The organism is Mycobacterium sp. (assembly GCF_025965855.1).
Taxonomy (GTDB): domain Bacteria; phylum Actinomycetota; class Actinomycetes; order Mycobacteriales; family Mycobacteriaceae; genus Mycobacterium.
Genome location: NZ_JAOPWB010000357.1, coordinates 13159 through 33178, shown reverse-complemented (window position 1 = coordinate 33178; position 20020 = coordinate 13159). Strand labels below are relative to the sequence as shown.

At 68.6% G+C, this 20020-nt stretch carries 18 protein-coding genes; 8 read left to right on the top strand and 10 right to left on the bottom strand.

From position 1 onward, the window contains the following. A partial coding sequence (locus JWP83_RS30875; RefSeq protein WP_297739342.1) for an MBL fold metallo-hydrolase occupies window positions 1-556 on the bottom strand: 556 nt, incomplete at its 3' end. Further along, window positions 553-1002, bottom strand: coding sequence for a PPOX class F420-dependent oxidoreductase (locus JWP83_RS30870; RefSeq protein WP_297739339.1), 450 nt, complete (start codon window positions 1000-1002; stop codon window positions 553-555). The genes JWP83_RS30875 and JWP83_RS30870, both read right to left, overlap by 4 nt. Window positions 1003-1062: 60 nt before the next feature. Between JWP83_RS30870 and JWP83_RS30865 the strand changes: the two genes are divergently transcribed. The 4 genes from JWP83_RS30865 to JWP83_RS30850 all read left to right on the top strand — a co-directional run bounded on the left by JWP83_RS30865 (window position 1063) and on the right by JWP83_RS30850 (window position 5746). Then, window positions 1063-1455 carry a helix-turn-helix domain-containing protein gene (locus tag JWP83_RS30865; protein WP_297739336.1) on the top strand — a complete coding sequence of 131 codons (393 nt, stop codon included), beginning with the start codon at window positions 1063-1065 and terminating at the stop codon, window positions 1453-1455. Further along, a complete protein-coding gene (locus tag JWP83_RS30860; RefSeq protein WP_297739333.1) occupies window positions 1452-1928 on the top strand; it encodes a VOC family protein in 477 nt (158 codons plus the stop codon). The genes JWP83_RS30865 and JWP83_RS30860 overlap by 4 nt, the downstream gene beginning before the upstream one ends. Window positions 1929-2022: 94 nt before the next feature. After that, window positions 2023-3849, top strand: a complete 1827-nt coding sequence (gene fadD11, locus JWP83_RS30855; RefSeq protein WP_297739330.1) for a fatty acid--CoA ligase FadD11 — start codon at window positions 2023-2025, stop codon at window positions 3847-3849. A 13-nt stretch (window positions 3850-3862) separates the two neighbouring features. Further along, on the top strand, window positions 3863-5746 hold the full coding sequence (locus tag JWP83_RS30850) for a lysophospholipid acyltransferase (RefSeq protein ID WP_297739328.1): 1884 nt from the start codon (window positions 3863-3865) through the stop codon (window positions 5744-5746). Here the strand turns inward: JWP83_RS30850 and JWP83_RS30845 are convergent. Further along, entirely contained in the window at window positions 5712-7151 is a 1440-nt protein-coding gene (locus JWP83_RS30845) for an FAD-dependent oxidoreductase (protein ID WP_297739325.1), read from the bottom strand. The genes JWP83_RS30850 and JWP83_RS30845 overlap by 35 nt on opposite strands. Continuing rightward, complete coding sequence (locus JWP83_RS30840; RefSeq protein ID WP_297739323.1) at window positions 7148-7555, bottom strand: hypothetical protein; 408 nt, start codon at window positions 7553-7555, stop codon at window positions 7148-7150. Before JWP83_RS30840 ends, JWP83_RS30845 begins: the two co-directional genes overlap by 4 nt. 94 nt (window positions 7556-7649) lie before the next feature. Here JWP83_RS30840 and JWP83_RS30835 point away from each other — a divergent pair, with 94 nt between their 5' ends. The 3 genes from JWP83_RS30835 to ilvA are packed head-to-tail and all read left to right on the top strand — an operon-like array spanning window position 7650 to window position 10001. Continuing rightward, window positions 7650-8207 carry a TetR family transcriptional regulator gene (locus JWP83_RS30835; protein ID WP_297739319.1) on the top strand — a complete coding sequence of 186 codons (558 nt, stop codon included), beginning with the start codon at window positions 7650-7652 and terminating at the stop codon, window positions 8205-8207. Between the two features lie 27 nt (window positions 8208-8234). Further along, on the top strand, window positions 8235-8672 hold the full coding sequence (locus tag JWP83_RS30830; protein ID WP_297739316.1) for a nitroreductase family deazaflavin-dependent oxidoreductase: 438 nt from the start codon (window positions 8235-8237) through the stop codon (window positions 8670-8672). Window positions 8673-8720: 48 nt separating this feature from the next. Then, a complete protein-coding gene (gene ilvA / locus JWP83_RS30825) occupies window positions 8721-10001 on the top strand; it encodes a threonine ammonia-lyase (protein ID WP_297739313.1) in 1281 nt (426 codons plus the stop codon). A 91-nt stretch (window positions 10002-10092) separates the two neighbouring features. On the opposite strand, the gene JWP83_RS30820 is transcribed toward ilvA, so the two are convergent. Next, the gene (locus JWP83_RS30820) at window positions 10093-10746 is read right to left on the bottom strand and encodes a pyridoxamine 5'-phosphate oxidase family protein (protein WP_297739310.1); all 654 of its coding nucleotides are present in this window, start codon (window positions 10744-10746) and stop codon (window positions 10093-10095) included. Between the two features lie 40 nt (window positions 10747-10786). On the opposite strand from JWP83_RS30820, the gene JWP83_RS30815 reads away from it, so the two are divergent. Then, on the top strand, window positions 10787-12100 hold the full coding sequence (locus JWP83_RS30815) for an aminotransferase class I/II-fold pyridoxal phosphate-dependent enzyme (RefSeq protein ID WP_297739308.1): 1314 nt from the start codon (window positions 10787-10789) through the stop codon (window positions 12098-12100). Here the strand turns inward: JWP83_RS30815 and JWP83_RS30810 are convergent. The 5 genes from JWP83_RS30810 to glgX form a co-directional block, all read right to left on the bottom strand. Further along, entirely contained in the window at window positions 12078-12659 is a 582-nt protein-coding gene (locus JWP83_RS30810; RefSeq protein WP_297739305.1) for a mismatch-specific DNA-glycosylase, read from the bottom strand. The two genes, JWP83_RS30815 and JWP83_RS30810, sit on opposite strands and share 23 nt — an antisense overlap. A 1-nt stretch (window position 12660) precedes the next feature. Further along, window positions 12661-13578: a class I SAM-dependent methyltransferase gene (locus tag JWP83_RS30805; protein WP_297739302.1), complete on the bottom strand. Its 918-nt coding sequence runs from the start codon at window positions 13576-13578 to the stop codon at window positions 12661-12663. Window positions 13579-13716: 138 nt separating this feature from the next. Beyond that, window positions 13717-15459 (bottom strand): malto-oligosyltrehalose trehalohydrolase, encoded by a 1743-nt coding sequence (gene treZ / locus JWP83_RS30800; protein ID WP_297739299.1) that lies wholly within the window; start codon window positions 15457-15459, stop codon window positions 13717-13719. Beyond that, window positions 15452-17764: a malto-oligosyltrehalose synthase gene (gene treY / locus JWP83_RS30795; RefSeq protein WP_297739297.1), complete on the bottom strand. Its 2313-nt coding sequence runs from the start codon at window positions 17762-17764 to the stop codon at window positions 15452-15454. The genes treZ and treY overlap by 8 nt, the downstream gene beginning before the upstream one ends. A gap of 3 nt (window positions 17765-17767) precedes the next feature. Further along, window positions 17768-20011 (bottom strand): glycogen debranching protein GlgX, encoded by a 2244-nt coding sequence (gene glgX, locus JWP83_RS30790; RefSeq protein ID WP_297739294.1) that lies wholly within the window; start codon window positions 20009-20011, stop codon window positions 17768-17770. Window positions 20012-20020: the final 9 nt, after the last annotated feature.

Sequence of the window (20020 nt, the reverse complement as noted above, 5' to 3'; positions counted from 1 at the left end):
GACCGGAACCGATCCACTCGTTTTCTTTGCGGTGCAGGTGCACGGGAAGACCGGGCATGTCCAGCAGCCCCGACACGTGATCCCAATGCGCGTGGGTGGGTAATGCGAAATCCAGGCGCGGTGTTTCGGGCAGCCGTGCCAATGCCGTGATGGTGGGGATGGTGTCCGCGGGCGGCCGGACCACGATACGCAGCACCGCGGGCAGTTGGGCGATCGCCCGCTGCTCGACATCGGTGCAGACTGCGGGATCGACGATGAACGTGGCTTTCGGATGTGTGACGACGAACGACGTCAGCGAGTTCTCCACGCGCGCAGGGGTGAACGTGCCCTCGACGATCGCGGCCGTCGGCACCGAGCGCGGCACCTGGGGCAGCGCGGTAACCGCCACGGTGCGGCGGGGATCCGGAAGTCCCGCGTCGGCGATGCTGCGGATGAACCGCCGGTCGAGCCGCCTGGGTCGCACCAGGCCCAGAACGAGTCCGGCTGCGGCGCTGCAGCATTGGAGGACTGTGGGGGAGCGGACGGGGTCGGATGGTGCGGCCTTCGTCGCGGTCATGGCAGGTCCACCCGCACGATGGCGCTGTCGGCCCAGACCCGGCGGTGACGGGCGCGCCGCAGCTTCTCGCCCACGCACAGGTCCTGGTGGACGTTGGTCACGCCCGGAACTTTGATCAGCGGCACGATGTTCCACTGCCAGCCGTAGCGTTGGTGCAGTACGCGGTTGGCCCGCTCGGCGTCGGTTCCCGACAGCATCGTCGCTCGGCCGGCGACCCAGGATGCCACGCCCGGGCGCAGCCGGCCCCGGTAGTCGCAGGCGGCGAGTTCGACGTCGCGGCGGGCCGTCAGCCGCCCGGTCTTCGGCCCCACCTTGGTTCGGAACAGCAAGGCGTCACCGTCCAGCCCGAACCAGATCGGGGTGTCGACCGGGGTGCCGTCGCGGCGGAAGGATCGGAGCAGCGCGTAGCGGGCCCGGCTCAGCTCCTCGAGTGCGTGTGTATGCATGACCCCAGTCAACGACTTAGAGTTGGCTCTAAGTCAAGCATCAAACTCTCGGGAGGCCCGATGGTCCCAAGCCTGACGATCGGAGAGGTGGCGCGCCGAGCCGGGGTCGCGGCGACCACGCTGCGCTACTACGAGCAGATCGGGCTGGTTTCGGCACCGGCGCGCCTCGGCGGCCAGCGCCGCTACGACGATTCGGTGCTCACCCGGCTCGAGGTGATCCGACTGTGCAAGTCCGCCGGGTTCGCGCTGGAGGAGATCCAGCTGCTGTTCGCCGATGACGCGCCCGGGCGCCCCGCCAGCCGCGCGCTGGTCGAGGCCAAACTCGCCGAAATCGATGCCCAGGTCGAGTCGCTGGCCCGGGCGCGGGCCGTCATCGAGTGGGGGATGCGCTGCACGTGTCCGTCAATTGATGCCTGCACGTGCGGCATTCACGTCCCGAAGGAGCAGCAATGACCCAACCGCACCCGATCGCCGTGCAGAACTTCTCCCACATCTGCATCGGCGTCTCCGACATCGAGGCGTCGCGCAAGTTCTACACCGCGGTGCTGGGCATGGACGTCGTGTTCGACGTCGAGCTGGAAGGGGCCGGATTGGACTCAGTGACCGGCGGAGCCGCGCAGCAGGGCCGCATGGTCGGCGGGCTCATCGGCGCCTCCATGGTCGAGCTGCTGTCGTTGGGCGCGGTGCCGGACATTCCGAGCGGCCCGCACCTGGGCTACACCAACATGTCCTTCCGGGTCGACGATCTCGACGCCACCTACGACACCGTTCGGCGCCACCACCCCGACGTCCGCGCCGAGCCCCCCGTCGACATCGGCGGGGTGCGGATGTTCTTCATCTACGACCCCGACGGCACCCCCATCGAACTGCTCGAATTGCCCGGTGGGGCGTCGACCACGGTGCAGCTCTGGCGGCCCCAGACCTGAAGGAGTTTGAAATCCTGCGATGTATTCCGTGCCCCTGATCACGGACGTACGCTCACGAAGGGCAGTGCGGCTCCGGCGCTAAGGAGATACGGAAATGACGACAACCGAACGTCCGGCCACCCTGTGCGAGGCGTTCCAGCGCACCGCGTCGATCGATCCGGATGCCGTCGCGCTCCGGACGCCCGGCGGAACCCAGACGTTGACGTGGCGAGAGCTTACGGAGCAGGTGCGCAAGGTCGCCGCGGGCCTGGCCGGATTGGGGGTTGGGCGGGGCGACACGGTGTCGCTGATGATGGCCAACCGGATCGAGTTCTACCCATTCGAGATCGGCGCCCAACACGTCGGTGCCGTTTCGTTTTCGGTTTACAACACGCTGCCCGCCGAGCAGTTGACCTACCTGTTCGAAAACGCCGGCACCAGGGTCGCGATCTGCGAGGAGCAGTACGTGGACCGCATCCGCGCCAGCGGTGCGCCCATCGAGCACATCATCTGCATCGACGGCTCGCCACCGGGCACCATCTCGGTCGACGACCTTTATGCCGCGGCGCACGAGGATTTCGACTTCGAATCCACGTGGCGGTCGGTGCAACCCGACGACGTCGTCACCCTCATCTACACGTCCGGGACCACCGGAAACCCCAAGGGTGTGGAGATGACCCACACCAACCTGCTGTTCGAGGCGTCCGCCCTGAACTCCGTACTTCCGATCCAGTTCGGTGACCGGATCACGTCCTTCCTCCCGACGGCGCACATCGCCGACCGGGTAATGGGGCTATACGGCCTGGAGGTGAACGGCACCCAGGTCACCGTGGTCTCCGACGCGCGCGCCATCGCCGCCGCGCTGCCCGACGTGCGACCCACGGTGTGGGGCGCGGTGCCGCGCGTATGGGAAAAGCTCAAGACCGCAATCGAATTCGCCGTCAGTCATGAGACGGACGAAGTCAAGCGGCAGGCATTGCAGTGGGCGATGGCGGTGGCCGCCAAACGCGCCGCCACCCTCCTGGCCGGTGACCAGATGCCGGACGAACTGGCCGCCGAATGGGCCAAAGCCGACGAACTGGTGTTGTCAAAGCTGCGGGAGCGGCTCGGCTTCGGCGAACTCCGCTGGGCGGTGTCCGGTGCGGCCCCGATCCCCAACGAGACGCTGGCCTTCTTCATCAGCATCGGCATCCCGATCGCCGAGGTCTGGGGCATGTCGGAGCTGAGTTGCGTTGCTACCGTGAGCCATCCGCGCGACGCCCACCTCGGCACCGTCGGCAAATTGCTTCCCGGGCTGGAGGGCAAGATCGCCGATGACGGCGAGTATCTCGTCCGCGGTCCGCTGGTGATGAAGGGCTACCGCAAGGAACCCGTCAAGACCGCCGAGGCGATCGACGAGGACGGCTGGCTGCACACCGGCGACATCATCGAGGCCGACGCCGAGGGCTATCTGCGGGTGGTCGACCGGAAGAAGGAGTTGATCATCAATGCGGCCGGAAAGAACATGTCACCGGCCAACATCGAGAACACCATCCTCGCCGCCTGCCCGATGGTCGCCGTGATGATCACGATCGGGGACGGGCGGCCGTACAACGCCGCCCTCATGGTCTTCGACGCCGACTCGGTCGGCCCGTACGCGGCCCAGCATGGACTGTTGGATGCCTCTCCGTCTGCGTTGGCGGCCCACCCGGAGGTCATCGCGCAAATCGCGGCGGATGTGGCCGAGGGCAACGCCAAGTTGTCTCGGGTGGAACAGATCAAGCGCTTCCGGGTATTGCCCACGCTGTGGGAGCCCGGTGGGGACGAGATCACGCTCACGATGAAGCTCAAGCGCAAGCCGATCATGGCGAAGTACGCGGGCGAGATCGAGGAACTTTATTCCAGTGACCTGCATCCCGACGTCCACGAGCCTTCCGAGCCCGCAACGGTGCAGCCGGCATGAGCGGGGCCTGGGGGTGACCGCGCGCGAGATCGGTCGCGCCGGAGTGCGAAAGTTGCTGCAGCGCACCGGAATCGTCGACGAATCGACGGCCCCGTTGCCGACCGACCCGGACGAGGTCGTCGAGCTGTTGGCGGCGCCCTGGTATGGCGAGCGGCTGGCCAAGTTGGCGGAGGAACTCGGGCGCGACCTGGACGGGGTGCGCGCGGAGGCCGCCGGCTACCTGCGTGAGATGGCGCCCTCGCTGGACGAGCGGGCGGTGCGGGCCTGGCGCAGTTTCAGCTGCTGGCTGATGCGGGCCTACGACATCCTGGTCGACGAGGACCAGATCGCCCAGCTGCGTAGGCTGGATCGCAAAGCGACGCTGGCGTTTGCCTTTTCGCACCGCTCCTACTTGGACGGCCTGTTGTTGCCCGAGGTGATCCAGGCAAACCGGCTCTCGCCCGCGCTCACCTTCGGCGGCGCGAACTTGAACTTCTTCCCGATGGGCGCCTGGGCCAAGCGCACGGGGACGATCTTCGTCCGGCGTCGGACCAAGGACATTCCGGTGTACCGCTTCGCGTTGCGCGCCTTCGCCGCCCAGCTGGTGCAAAACCACGCCAACCTCACCTGGTCGATCGAGGGGGGCCGGACCCGGACCGGCAAGCTGCGGCCCCCGGTGTACGGGATCCTGCGCTACATCAGCGACGCCGTCGACGAAATCGACGGTCCCGAGGTCTATTTGGTGCCGACTTCCATCGTGTACGACCAGCTGCATGAGGTGGAGGCGATGACCGCCGAAGCCTACGGTGCCGTGAAACGGCCGGAGGACTTCCGGTTCCTGATCCGGTTGGCGCGACAGCAGGGCGAGCGACTGGGGCGCGCCTACCTGGACTTCGGCGAACCGCTGCCGCTGCGCAAGCGCCTGGAGGAGTTGCGCGCCTTGGATACCTCGACATCCGGGACCGGGACCGAAATCGAGCGCATCGCACTGGACGTCGAGCACCGGATCAATCGCGCCACGCCCGTCACCCCGACCGCGGTGGTGAGCCTCGCGCTGCTGGGTGCGGACCGCTCGTTGTCCATCAGCGAGGTGCTGGCCACCGTGCGGCCGCTGGCCAGCTATATCGCGGCGCGGAACTGGACGGTGGCCGGCGCCGCCGACCTGACGAATCGCTCGACGATCCGATGGACGCTGCGTCAGCTGGTGGCCTCGGGCGTGGTCAGCGTCTACGACGCCGGCACGGAACCGGTCTGGGGCATCGGAGCCGACCAGCACCTGGTCGCGGCGTTCTACCGCAACACCGCCATCCACATTCTGGTCGATCGCGCCATCGCCGAAACCGCGTTGCTGGCCGCGACAGAAGACGCCGAGGCTTCAGTGGATGGTTTGGTGTTGCCGACGAGCGTGCGCGACGAGGCGCTGAGGCTGCGCGAGTTGTTCAAGTTCGAGTTCTTGTTCTCGGCACGCGCGCAATTCGAGAAGGAGCTCGCCGACGAGGTGCGCCTGATCGGACGGGTGGAGGACACCAGCAAGGCGGCCCGCGCGGCCGACATACGCGGCCTCCTGGAAAAGGCCGACCTACTGCTGGCGCACCTGGTGTTGCGCCCGTTCCTGGACGCCTACCACATCGTCGCCGACCGGCTGGCCGCGCTGGAGGACGAATCGTTCGACGAGGACGCGTTTCTCACCGAGTGCCTCGAGGTGGGCAAGCAGTGGGACCTGCAGCGCAGGATCGCCAGCGCCGAGTCGCGGTCGATGGAACTGTTCAAGACCGCGCTGCGCCTGGCCCGGCACCGCGAGCTGGTCGACGCCTTCGAGTATCCGGATATCGCTGCGCGACGACGCGAGTTCGCCGACGAGATCGCTGCTGCCAGCCGGCGCGTCAACACCATTGCGGAACTGGCCAGGTCGCGGTAACCGGCGCTTCGGCCGATGCCCCGGCCCACGCGACGTACCCGTCGGGGCGCACCAGCACGGCCGGGCCGCGGTCGGCCCGCTCCGCTTGCAGCATCCCGGATGCCTCGACCGGCGCGGCGCCCCGTTCACGCACGAGGACGAATCCTCCGGTGCGTTGCAATTCGGACAACCGTCCCTCGGCCAGCGGTATTTGAGTGGCGCGGGTGCCGACCAGCCCCCGCCGACCGTAACGCAGTGTCGTGCCCGCGAAGCTGCCGGCAACCAGGTCGCGCACCGTGGGAATGCGAAGCAGGTTGGGCGCCAATAGGTTACGCAACCACCGCGCGGGCCGCGGATGCAGCGTCGCGCCGCGGGCGATCAGTCCGGATTGGGTCAGCACGCGTTTGCCGATCGGGTGGCGTTCGAAGTGGTAGGTGTCCAGCAGCCGGTCATCCGCCCCGCCGAGCACGGCATCGAGCTTCCAGGCCAAGTTGGCAGCGTCCTGGATGCCGGTGTTCATGCCCTGGCCGCCCATGGGGGAGTGCACGTGCGCGGCGTCGCCGGCCAGGAACACACGGCCGTGTCGGTACCGCTCGACTTGTCTTTCGTCGCAATGGAATCGGGACTTCCAGCTGACGTCGATCACGCCAAAGTCGATGTGCATGGCCCGGGCGAGGATGTCGATGATCTCGGCGTTGTCAACGGGCTCGCTGTCGGGTACCTGGTGGTCGCGGTCCCAAACCATGGCCCGATACCACGAGCCGTCCGCTCGGTTGTAGGGGGCCAAGAAACCCAAAACGTCACCGGTGGCGCCCACCGTCAGGCCTCCGTCGGAGGGCCCGTGGGCCAGCTTAACGTCGGCCAGCACGATCGACGTCAACACCGTCTTGCCGGGAAAATCGGCGCCCACCAACGTTCGCACCGTGCTGTGGGCGCCGTCGGCGCCGATCACGTACCGCGATCGCCAGGTCTGTCGGTGCGCGGGATCGCCGTCGTCCTGGGGTCGGGCCGTGACGGTCACGCCATCGGCATCCTGGTGGAGCGCGATCACTTCGATGCCGCGCCGGATGTCGGCGCCCTCGGCCAGCGCGTAGCGGCGCAGTGCCGCGTCGACGTTGGTCTGCGGGGTGACCAACACGAACGGGTAGGGCGAATCGAGGTGGGTCAGATCGATGCGGGCCCCGGCGAAGAGCCGCACGCCCGGCGCGCGGTGCCCGAGTGCCAACAGGTCGTCGGCCAGCCCGCGAGCGTCGAGGACCTCCAGCGTGCGGGCCATGGTGGCGAACGCGCGGCTCGAGGGGTTTTCGGTGGGCCGGCGTTCCAGCACAGCGACCGATCGCCCGGCGCGGGCCAGGTCGCCGGCGGCGGTCAGGCCCGTGGGGCCGGCTCCGACCACCAGGACGTCGACGTCGTGCACGGTGGTCATCGGACCGCTCCTTCCGGCTCGGGGAACCAGCGGCGAACGTCGCCGGGCGTGGCCAGGGCGGCGCGGTTGAAGACGAAGCGGCAGCCGGGCTGTGCCGCGTGCGCCGCGTTGACGATCGACTCGAAAAGCAGGGTGTTACTCGCGACCAGGCGAATTCCCGCGCCGATCAGCACCGCGTCATAGCGCTTGCCCGCCAGCCATTGGCGTGCCTTTTCGGCGCCCGCCGTGCCGAAGTCGATCAAGCAGTTGTCCACGTCGTAGCCGGCGGCGCGCAACCCCGCGACGTTGTCGTCGTTGGCGGCCCGCAACGTCTCCTTCGACAGCGCCGGGAATTGCGCGAACTCCGGTGACGAGTAATCGATCACGTCGGGATCGAGCCCGATCTGGATGACGGTCACGGTCATGGCGGGGCCTCCTCGAGTGGGTTCAACAATTGTTGAACTCGACGGTAGGCCTGTCATGCTGGCGGTGTCAACAGTTGTTGAATACAATTTCGTCGTGCCCGCGAAGACCCGCGACGGGAAGGTCACCCGTGCGAAGATCCTGCGCGTCGCGCGCGGCCAGTTCTCCGCCCGCGGCTTCGAGCGGACCACAATCCGCTCGATCGCGTCGGAGGCCGGGGTGGATCCCGCACTCGTAATGCACTACTTCGGCAGCAAAGCGGACCTGTTCGCGGCGGTCTCGCGGCTCGAGGTCGCCTTACCCGACCTCTCCGGCGTCGCCCCCGAGCGGATGGCGGACGTGCTGGTGCCGCTCTTCGTCAAGGTGTGGGATCCGCAAGGATCCTTCCTGCCGCTGCTGCGCGCGGCCGCGACCAACCGGGCCGCCGCCGACGCGCTGCTGGAAGTGTTCGTCGAGCAGGTGGCCCCGGCGCTGACCGCCGTCACCCCCGACCGCGCCGCCGAGCGGGCTGCGCTGGTCGGCTCACAGGTACTGGGAATCGCGATGGCCCGTTACATCGTTGGGGTTCCGGCGCTGGCCGGAATGGACGACGCGACGCTGACCGAATGGGTGCGCCCGGTGCTCGCGCGCTATCTGACGGGCCCGGCGCCCTAGACGGGTACGCGGTCTACAGTTGGTGGCATGCCTCTTACTGGTGAATACGCGCCGAGCCCCTTGGACTGGTCTCGCGAACAAGCCGACAAGTACGCCGAATCCGGGGGAGCCGAGGCCGCGGACATGAAGGGGAAACCCATCATCCTGCTGACCACCGTCGGGGCCAAGTCCGGCAAAATCCGCAAAGCCCCGCTCATGCGCGTCGAGCACGACGGCGAGTACGCGATCGTCGCCTCGCTCGGCGGGGCCCCGCAGAATCCCGTCTGGTACCACAACGTGAAGAAGAACCCGCGCGTCGAGCTGCAGGACGGCGGCGTCACCCGGGATTACGACGCCCGCGAGGTGTTCGGCGACGAGAAGGCCACCTGGTGGGAGCGTGCCGTCGAGGCCTGGCCCGACTACGCCAAGTATCAGAAAAAGACCGACCGCCAGATTCCGGTGTTCGTGCTCAGCCCCGTCAGCTGATTTCCACAGGCCTGAATTCCCAGCTGGGTGGCATGGCACCATTGATCGGTGTCCGCTGAACTGAGCCAGACCCCGAGCGAGTCACCGCTAGGCGCGGCGGACGTTGAAGCCGCGGCCGTGCGAATCGCCCCGGTGGTCACGCCCACCCCGTTGCAGCCGAGCGATCGGCTGTCGGCGATCACGGGCGCGCAGGTCTACCTGAAGCGCGAAGACCTGCAGGTGGTGCGCTCCTACAAGCTGCGCGGCGCCTACAACCTGCTGGTGCAGCTGTCCGAAGAGGAGCTGGCCGCGGGCGTGGTCTGCTCGTCGGCGGGCAACCACGCGCAGGGCTTCGCATACGCCTGCCGCGCGCTCGGGGTGCACGGCCGCGTCTACGTGCCGGCCAAGACGCCCAAACAAAAGCGCGACCGGATCCGCTACCACGGCGGGGAGTTCATCGAGCTGATCGTGGGCGGGTCGACCTACGACCTCGCCGCCGAGGCGGCGTCCGCCGACGTCGAAAGCACCGGTGCCACCCTGGTGCCGCCGTACGACGACCCGCGCACCATGGCCGGCCAGGGCACCATCGCCGTGGAGCTGCTCGATCAACTCGACGCCGAGCCCGACCTTGTCGTGGTCCCGGTGGGCGGCGGCGGCTGCATCGCCGGCATCACCACCTACCTGGCCGAGCGGACGACGAACACCGCGGTGCTGGGTATCGAGCCCGCGGGCGCGGCGGCCATGATGGCCGCGCTGGCGGCCGGCCAGCCGGTGACGCTGGACCACGTCGACCAGTTCGTGGACGGCGCCGCGGTGAAACGGGCGGGAACGCTGACCTATGCCGCGCTGGCCGCCGCCGGCGACATGGTCTCGATCACCACGGTCGACGAGGGAGCGGTGTGCACCGCCATGCTCGACCTGTATCAGAACGAGGGCATCATCGCCGAGCCGGCGGGCGCGCTGTCGGTCGCCGGCCTGCTGGAAGCTGACGTCGAGCCCGGGTCCACCGTGGTGTGCCTCATCTCGGGGGGCAACAACGACGTGTCGCGCTACGGCGAGGTGCTGGAGCGCTCGCTGGTGCACCTCGGCCTCAAGCATTACTTCCTGGTGGACTTTCCGCAGGAGCCGGGCGCGCTGCGCCGGTTCCTCGACGAGGTGCTCGGGCCCAACGACGACATCACCTTGTTCGAGTACGTCAAGCGCAACAACCGGGAGACCGGTGAGGCCCTGGTCGGCGTCGAGCTGGGATCGGCCGCGGACCTGGATGGGCTGCTGGCGCGGATGCGGGCGACGGAAATTCACGTCGAGGCCCTCGAGCCGGGTTCGCCGGCCTACCGCTACCTGCTGTAGGCGGCGGGCCGTTGGCCGCGAGGGTGCGCAGTTGTACACGCTTTACGGCGTGTCAACGTACAGACACGCACGCTCGCGGCGAGTGCTCGGCTCAGTAGCGTAGGTAGGACGGCAGCGGCGTAGCGGGATCGAGGTCGTCGGCCGGCACCGGTGTCCCGGTCGCCAGCCCCAGCGGGACGACGCCGGCCCAGTGCGGCAGTGCGCGGTCCTCCGGATCGTCGACGGGTCCGCCGGTGCGCACCTTGGCCGAGACTTCGACGAGGTCGAGGGCGAGCACCCCGGTCGCGGCGAGCTCGCGCGGGTTGGGCGTGCGGCAGTCGTCCGCGCGACCGGGCCGGATGTGATCGAGCAGGCAGCGCAGGGCCCGCAACTTCTCCGCCGGATCGTCGACGACGCGCGCGGCGCCCAGCACGACCACCGAGCGGAAGTTCACCGAATGGTGCATGGCCGCCCGCGCCAGCACCAGCGCGTCGACGAGGGTGACGGTGACGCACACGGGCAGGCCTAATGGCGCCGCCTTGGCGGCCAGCATGGGTCCGCCGCCGGAGGAACCGTGCAGGTAGAGGGTTTCGTCGAGGCGCGCGTGCGTCGTCGGTAACACCACGGGCCCGTCGGCGCTCGAGTAGCCCAGGTGACAGATCAGGGCCTCGTCGAGGATGGCGTGGACGGTCGTGCGGTCGTAGTCGGCGCGCTCGCGGTAGCGGGTGGGCGTGGTTCGCGGCGTGGGGAGGTATGTGGTTTCCAACGGCTTGCCTTCAATTTTGTCCTAGTACATAATGATTCACGTGCCAGTACAATATAGCGGGACGGGCGCGGAATCCATAGCCGCCGGCGTCGAAGAGGCCATCTCGCATGGCTCCCTGGCGCCCGGAGAGGCGTTGCCGCCGATCCGCGACTTGGCCGGCCGCCTCGGCGTGAACCCGAACACGGTGGCCGCGGCCTACCGCCTGCTGCGCGACCGCGGGGCGGTCGAGACGGCCGGACGGCGCGGCACCCGGGTGCGGCACCGCCCGGCGACCACCCCCCGCTCGCTGCTGGGGCTTGACCTCCCCACGGGCGTTCGCGACCTGTCGACCGGCAACCCGGACCCGGCGCTGCTGCCGATCGCGTCCGCCCGAGTGCCGCACCCCCGACCGGTGCTTTACGGGGAGCCGGCGATGTCGCCCGGATTGGTCGACCACGCCCGGGCGGCCCTCGCCGCGGACGGCGTCGCGGCCGACCACCTGGCGGTGACCAGCGGTGCGCTGGACGGCATCGAGCGCGCCCTCACCGCGCAACTGCGACCGGGCGACCGGGTGGCCGTCGAGGACCCCGGCTGGGCCAACATGCTGGATCTGTTTGCCGCGCTTGGTCTTTCGGCCGAGCCGGTGCGGGTCGACGACGACGGGCCCCTGGTCGCCGACATGGCCCGGGCGCTGGGACGCGGTGTGCGCGCCGTGGTCATCACCACCCGCGCGCAAAACCCGACCGGTGCGGCGCTGTCGGCGGATCGCGCGGACGCGCTTCGTGGATTGTTGGCCGGCCGCGCCGACGAGCTGCTGCTCGTCGAAGACGACCACTGCGCGGGCATCGCCGGAGCACCGTTGCACACGCTGGCCGGATCGACCGGCCACTGGGCCTTCGTGCGGTCTGCATCCAAGGCCTACGGTCCCGACCTGCGTGTCGCCGTGCTCGCGGGGGACCGCCGCACCGTCGACCGCGTGCACGGCCGCCTGCGCCTCGGCCCGGGCTGGGTGAGCCACCTGTTGCAGGATCTCGCCGTGGGCCTGTGGTCCGACGAGGCGGCATCGCGCCTGGTCGGCGACGCCGAGAAGCAATACGCCAACAACCGCAGACGATTGCGCGCCGCGCTGGCCGAGCGCGGAGTCGCCGCTCACGGGCGCTCCGGGCTGAACGTGTGGGTCCCGGTGCCCGACGAGACGGTCGCGATCACCCGGCTGCTCGGCGCGGGCTGGGCCGCGGCGCCGGGGACGCGGTTCCGGATTCGCACGTCGCCCGGAATCCGGGTCACCGTCGCCGACGTGGGCGCGCACGAGATCGATCCGCTGGCCGATGCGATCGCCCAGGCGGTGCTCGCTACCGGCCGTCCCAGCGTGTAGGGATGCCGGCGGCTCGGGCGACTTCGCCGTAGGCGGCCGCGAGGCGCGGCAACGACGCGTGGGCGTTGCGCCCGCTCGGATTGGGGACTACCCACAATTCGGTTGGGGGGTAGGGCGAAATCTGTTGACCCAGCTTCGCTCGGCGGTCGCCGAAGGCGGCTCGGTAGGCGGTGATCCCCAGAACGGCGACAGCGCGAGGGGAGTACTGCCGAACCATTTTGTCCAGTTTGTCCCTGCCTGTGACGAATTCGACGACTGTCAGCTCGTCTGCGCTCGCGGTCGCTCGCTCGACAAGGCTCGTGATGCCGATTCCGAGATCCAACAAGTAGTCGCGGTCAGCCGGCGCAAGCCCGGACGAGGCGTCGACCAGATGATCGGTGATGCCGGCGCGGTGGAGCGCCGGCCAGAACCGATTGCCGCGGGGAGCGAAGTGAGCTTGCACCGCAACGCTTCTCAGGCCCGGATTGATGCCGACGAACAGCAGCCGAACCCGATCGGATATCAAGTCGGGCAACGTCTTACCGCTGAACCGCTTCAGCTGATCGCGGGTGAACCGCACCTCATTCGCCGGTGCCCTGGCCCAGGGTCGCCGTCAGGTAGCCGGAGCCCCCGCCGAAGGCGGCCAGCTCGTCGTCGGGCAACTCGAACCCGTTGGCGGCGTAGATCTCTTCGGTGGTTCGGACGTCCACCCGCCAACCGTGCCCGGTGAGGTATTCCGCGGCGGTGTTGCGCTCGCCGGTGTAGAACAACTCGGCCAGGTTGATGTTGGAGCCGATGCGGCGCGAGCGCTCCGTCAGCCTCTGCGCCCAGTCCGAGGGAACGTTGCGCATGTCCATGTGTTCGGTCGCGATCCGGCTGCCGGGCGCCGAGAGCGCGGCGATGTTGTCGAAAAGGCGGTCCTGAGCGTCGGACGGCAGATACACCAACAGCCCTTCGGCGCTCCAGGCGGTCGGCTGTCCGGTGTCGAGCCCGGCGGCTACCAACGCCGAGGGCCAATCGTCGCGCAGATCGATCGCGACCGTGCGGCGCTGCGCGGACGGCTCGGCGGCCCCGCCCGCCAGCGTCCGCGTCTTGAAGTCGATGACCTCCGGTTGATCGATCTCGTAGACCACCGTGCCCGCCGGCCAGCGCAGCCGGTAGGCCCGGGTGTCCAGCCCGGACGCCAGGATCACGGCCTGCCTGATGCCCGAGCCGGTGGCCTGCAGGAAGAAGTCGTCGAAGAAGCGGGTGCGCACGGTGATCTGCTCGTTCATGGCCCGGCGGTTCAGCAGGGGATCGTCGTCGCCGGGCCCGATCTCGCCGTCGATCAGCTTGATGAAGGTGTCGATGCCGACCGCCCGCACGAGCGGGTCGGCCCACGGGTCGTCGAGCAGCGGATCCGGCCCCTGGGACGCCATCGCGCGCGAGGCGGCGACGGCCGTTGCGGTCGCGCCGACGCTGGACGCCAGATCCCAGGTGTCGTTCTCGGTGCGGGCCATCCACGAACCCCTTCCACGCGGGAGCGCATTACTTAGCTCATTTAAGTGATACGTCCACTCTACGCCCCCTCGGGGGCGGTCCGCCGCGAACGGCGAGCAGACGTAAAAGCCCCCAAAATACCCAGTTTTTGGGGGCTTTTACGTCTGCTCGCGCACCGACAGTATCGCGAACGAATGCGCGGGCAGCTTGGTGCTGTCGGCCTCGACCTTCGGCTCGCCCCAGGCGAGGATCACCTCGCCGGACACGGGCACCGTCACCGGCGCGGCGCCCAGGTTGCACGCGACGCGCAACCCGCCGCGGTGAATGGTGATCCAGCGCTCCTCTTCGTCGTAGTCGACGGAGAGGTGCTCCAGCCACGGGTCGGCCATGTCGGGGTCGTCGCGCCGCAGGGCGACCAGATCCCGATAGATGCCGAGCAGGCGGGCGTGCTCGCCGCGGCCCACCTCGTCCCAATTCAGCTTGGAGCGCGCAAATGTCTGCGGGTCCTGCGGGTCAGGGATGTCATCGGCCTTCCAGCCGTGGGCGGCGAATTCGGCCTTGCGCCCCTCGGCGGTGGCCCGCGCCAACTCCGGCTCGGGATGCGAGCTGAAGAATTGGAACGGGGTCGACGCTCCCCATTCCTCGCCCATGAAAAGCATAGCGGTGTAGGGCGATCCGAGGACGAGTGCGGCCTTGATGGCCAGCTGGCCGCCGGTGAGGTTCTGCGAGGGGCGGTCCCCGAGCGCCCGGTTGCCGACCTGATCGTGGGTGCAGGTGTAGGCGACCAGCCGGGTGGCCGGGATGCCCGACTTTTCCGTCGTGTCCAGCGGTCGCCCGTGGCGGCGGCGCCGGAATGACGAGTAGGTGCCGGCATGGAAGTAACCCTGCCGCAACGTTTCCGCCAGCGTGGCCAGCGAACCAAAGTCCGCATAGTAGCCCTGGCGCTCGCCGGACACGGCGGTGTGGATGGCGTGGTGGATATCGTCGGCCCACTGCGCGGTGAGCCCGTACCCGTTGCGATCGCGCGGGGTGATCAACCGCGGGTCGTTGAGGTCGCTCTCGGCGATCACCGACAGCGGGCGGCCCAGTTGGCTTGACAGCCGGTCGGTTTCGGTGGCGAGTTCCTCGAGAATGTGGATGGCGGTGGTGTCCACCAGCGCGTGCACCGCGTCGAGCCGCAGGCCGTCGGCGTGGAAGTCGCGCATCCAGCGCAGCGCGCACCCGATGATGTGGCGCCGCACCTCGTCGGAGTCGGCGTCGGCGATGTTGATGCCTTCGCCCCAGGGGTTGCTCGCCGACGACAGGTAGGGCCCGAAGCGCGGCAGGTAGTTTCCCGACGGGCCGAGGTGGTTGAACACCGCGTCGATCAGCACCCCCAGGCCCCGCGCGTGGCAGGCGTCGACGAACCGGACCAGGCCGTCCGGCCCGCCGTAGGGTTCGTGCACGCTGTACCACAGCACGCCGTCGTATCCCCAGCCGTGGGTGCCGGCGAAGGAGTTGACCGGCATCAATTCGACGAAGTCGACCCCGAGATCGACCAGGTGGTCCAGCTTTTCGATGGCCGAATCGAACGTGCCCCCACCGGTGAACGTGCCGACGTGCAACTCGTAGATCACCGCACCCTCGACCGACCGGCCCGGCCAATCGCCGTCGGTCCAGGCGGCGGCGGCCGGATCCCACAGCTGCGACCGGGCGTGCACCCCGTCGGGCTGACGGGGCGACCGGGGGTCGGGCAGCACGGTGGGGTCGTCGTCGAGCAGGTATCCGTACCGCGCCTCCGGCGGCGCATCGACGTTCGCGTGCCACCAGCCGTCGCCGGAGCGCGTCATCGGGTGCACCGCGCCGCCGACGTCGAGTCGCACCAGCGCGGGTGTGGGCGCCCAGACCCGGAATTCAGTCATGCCGACGCTCCAGCAGAACGACGGGCAGGTCCGAGAACAATTGGGCGGCCGACGTCGCCCCGCTCGCCACCGCGCCGTTGAGCGCGTCGGTCCAGGTGCCATCGGGCAGCGGCAGCACCGTGTTGCCCCAGCCCGATTCCGCCAGCCGCACGGTGTACCGGGTCACCGCGACCAGGACGTCGTCCCCGCGGCGAAACGCCACCACGTGGTCGCTGGCCTCGCCGCTGGCCAGGACCGGAACGTAGCCGCCCCGCAGGAACGTCTCCGGGTGGGCGCGCCGCACCCGAAGCGCCGTGGCGACGACGCGAATCTTGGGATGCTGCAACTCCTTCAGGGCGGCTCGACGGGCCGCGTAGTCGACGGCGCGTCGGTTGTCGGGGTCGACCAGGCTGTCGTCCCACAGCTCGGTTCCCTGGTAGACATCGGGCACGCCGGGCACGGTCAGCGCGAGCAGCTTCTGGCCAAGCGCGTCGCTCGCGGCGTGCGGATTGAGTTGGGCCACAAGCTCGGTCAGCTGGCCGGCCACCGGGCCGTCGATGACGGTGTCCAGCCACCGGTGCACCGCGTCCTCGAAAGCGGTGTCCGGGTCGTTCCACGAGGTGCGCCAGGCCGCTTCCCGGATGGCCTTCTCGGCGTAGGCGTGCAGCCGGCCGCGCAGCTCGTCGGTGACTTTCTCCCTTTCGGGGCCGCCCACCGGCCACACCCCGAAGATGTTCTGCCACAGGAACTGTCCGGTCGCGGGATCGGGGGAGGGGGCCCGGACCTCCCAGCGGGCCACGAACTCGCTCCACAGCGACGGCACCTGGGACAGCACGCCGATGCGGGCCCGCACGTCCTCGCCGCGTTTGGTGTCGTGGGTGGTCAGCGTCGTCATCGTCTGGGGCCACAACCGGGCGCGGTCGGCGGCGGTGTGATGAAACTCCGCGAGGCCGACGCCGAAACGGCGCGGTTCGCCGCCCACCTCGTTGAGCGAGACCAGCCGGGCGTCGCGGTAGAACAGGCAGTCCTCGACGGCCTTGGCGGTCACCGCGCCGCAGAGCTGCTGCAGCCGGGTGGCGGGCTCGCCGCCCTTGGCCAGAGCGGCGGTCAGCACCTCGAGCGCGGGCCCCAATTGTGGTGACTCCGCCTGGGTTTCGGCCAACGCGGTGGGCAGCAGCGCGGCCAGGCCGGGGTAGTCGCTGCGGTAGACCCCGACGTGGGTGAGGAGGGCGGCGACCGCCTCGGGCAGCAGCGGGTGATCGCTGCCCGCCGACGCGGCGATGGCCCGTCGCAACCTGGCCAGCTCGCTGGCCAAGGTGTCGGTGGCCGCGCGGACCTTGAGCTCGGCGAGCAGCCTCGGCATGTCGCGGTAATGCAGCCCCGCCGAGTCGACGAGCGCGGTGAGCGCTTCCTCGCCGGCCGGGTCGACGAAGACGCCGCCCACCTGCCGGAGCACGTCGTAGCCGGTGGTGCCGGCCACCGGCAGCGTGGGCTCCAGGGCCTCGTCGACGGCCAGGATCTTCTCGATGACGATCCACGCGTCGGGCCCGAGGAGCTCGCGCAGCCGGGCCAAATACCCGCAGGGATCGGGCAATCCGTCCGGATGGTCGATGCGCACGCCGTCCACGAGCCCCTCGCGGAACCAGCGGGCGATTTCGGCGTGGCTGGCGTCGAACACGGCGCGATCTTCCTGGCGCAACCCGGCCAGCGAGGTGATCGAGAAGAAGCGCCGGTAGCCGCAGACCCCGTTTCGCCAGCCCACCAACCGGTAGTGCTGGCGGTCGTGGACCTCCGGGCCGCTTCCCTCCCCGGTGCCCGGGGCGATCGGCAGCGCCAGGTCGCCCAGCCGCAGCCGGTCGCCGTCGACCTTCGCCTCGGCCGCGTCGTCGTCGGAACCCAGTATTGGCAGCACAATTCGGCCGCTCTCGTCGAGGTCCCAGTCGATGTCGAAGAACGTCGCGTACGGCGAGCCCCGCCCGTGCCGCAGCACGTCCCACCACCAAGGGTTCTGCTCGGGGTCGTCGACGCCCACGTGGTTGGGGACGATGTCGACGATCAGGCCCATGCCGCGCGCCCGGGCCGCCGCGGACAGCCGCGCCAGACCGTCGGGACCGCCCAGCTCCGGTGCGACCGTCGTCGGGTCGGTGACGTCGTACCCGTGGTTGGAGCCGCGGGCCGCGGTCAGCACCGGGGAGAGGTACAGATGGGTCACCCCGAGGTCGTCGAGGTAATCCAACAGGCCCTCGGCGTCGGCGAAGGTGAACCCGAACCCGCTGGACTCACCCCGCAGCTGCAGCCGGTAGGTGGACAGGACGGGTAAGGCCATGCGTCACAAGGTCTTACGAAGTACCAGCAGCGAACGTGAGGGCAGCGAGACCTTCTCTTCGGCGTTCACCACCTGGTCGCGTCCTTCTTTGATACCCGCCGGTTGGTTGGTGTCCAGCTCCACCGTCCACTGCTGGGCGTAGTCGCCGTTCGGCATCACGAACTCCACCGGTTCTTCGCCGGCGTTGAAGCACAACAGGAATGAGTCGTCGACCACCCGCTCGCCGCGGGCGTTCGGTGCGTCGATGGCGTCGCCGTTGAGAAACACCGCCACACACTTGTGAATGCTTTCGCCCCAATCCTCATGCGTCATCTCCCGGCTACTTGGGTTCAGCCAGGCGATATCGCGGACCTCGTCGCCGGTCCGGATCGGCTCACCCTCGAAGAACCTGCGCCGGCGAAACGCCGGATGGTTTTTGCGCAAGGTGGTCACCCTGCGTGCGAATGCCAGCAGATCCGAATTCTTGTCGACCAATGACCAGTCCATCCAGGACAATTCGGAGTCCTGGCAGTAGGCGTTGTTGTTGCCGTTCTGAGTGCGCCCGATCTCGTCGCCGTGCGCGATCATCGGCGTGCCCTGGCTGAGCATCAGTGTGGCCCAGAAGTTACGCATTTGGCGGGAGCGCAGCTCCATGATGTCGGGGTCGTCGGTGGGGCCTTCGACGCCGCAGTTCCATGACCGGTTGTGGCTTTCCCCGTCGCGGTTGTCTTCGCCGTTGGCCGTGTTGTGTTTGTCGTTGTAGGAGACCAGGTCGCTGAGGGTGAACCCATCGTGGGCGGTGACGAAGTTGATGCTGGCGCTGGGGCGTCGGCCGGTCGCCTCATACAGGTCCGACGATCCGGTCAGCCGGGAAGCGAACTCGCCCAGGGTCGCGGGTTCCCCCCGCCAGTAGTCGCGCACAGTATCGCGATACTTCCCGTTCCACTCGGTCCACAAACCCGGGAAATTTCCGACCTGGTAGCCGCCCTCGCCGACGTCCCACGGCTCGGCGATCAATTTGACCTGGCTGACCACCGGATCCTGCTGCACCAGGTCGAAAAACGCGCTCAATCGGTCGACGTCGTGCAGCTCGCGCGCCAGCGTGGCGGCCAGATCGAAGCGGAACCCGTCGACGTGCATCTCGAGCACCCAGTAGCGCAGCGAGTCCATGATCAGCTGCAGCACGTGCGGGTGGCGGGGGTTGAGGCTGTTGCCGGTGCCGGTGTAGTCCTTGTACAACCGCAGGTCCGTGTCGACGAGCCGGTAGTAGGCGGCGTTGTCGATGCCGCGGAAATTGATCGTCGGACCGAGGTGGTTGCCCTCGGCGGTGTGGTTGTACACCACGTCGAGGATGACCTCGATGCCGGCCTCATGAAAGCTGCGCACCATGGATTTGAATTCGCCGACGCTGGACTCGGGGTTGGCCGCGTACTGGTTGTGCGGGGCGAAAAAGCCAAAGGTGTTGTAGCCCCAGTAATTTCGCAGCCCCAAATCCAGCAGGCGCGAGTCGTGCATGAATTGGTGAACGGGCATGAGTTCGATGGCGGTGACGCCGAGCGACTTGAGGTGATCGATGACCACCGGGTGGGCCAGCCCGGCATAGGTGCCCCGAAGTTCCTCGGGGACACCGGGATGGGTCTTCGTCATGCCCTTGACATGGGCCTCGTAGATGACAGTCTCGTGGTACGGGGTGAGCGGCGCCCGGTCGGACCCCCAGTCGAAGAACGGGTTGCTCACCACGCTGGTCATGGTGTGCCCCAGCGAGTCCACCATGGGCGGGGTCCCGGGGTCGGCCCCGTCGGTGTCCGGGGCCCCTCCCATAGTGGCGTTGAGGTCATAGGAGAACAGCGCCTGGCCGAAGTCGAAATCGCCGTGGAAGGCCTTGCCGTAGGGGTCCAACAGCAGCTTGCTGGGGTCACACCGGTGGCCGGCCGCCGGATCCCAGGGGCCGTGGATGCGAAATCCGTAGCGCTGACCCGGGACGATGTTCGGCACATAGGCATGCCAGACGAATCCGTCGACCTCATCCAGGGGGATCCGCGACTCGGTGCGGTCGTCGTCGATCAGACACAAGTCGACCTTCTCGGCGATCTCGGAGAACAGCGAAAAGTTGGTGCCCGCGCCGTCATAGGAGGCGCCGAGCGGATAGGGGTAGCCCGGCCAAACGGTGGCCAGTCTGGGCTGGGTCCTGCCGGCATCGTGCGCGGCAGTGCCAGTCCCCGGGCCGGTTTGCCGGCCCGCTGCAGCGTCTGGATTGTTTGTCGGCATCATTTGACC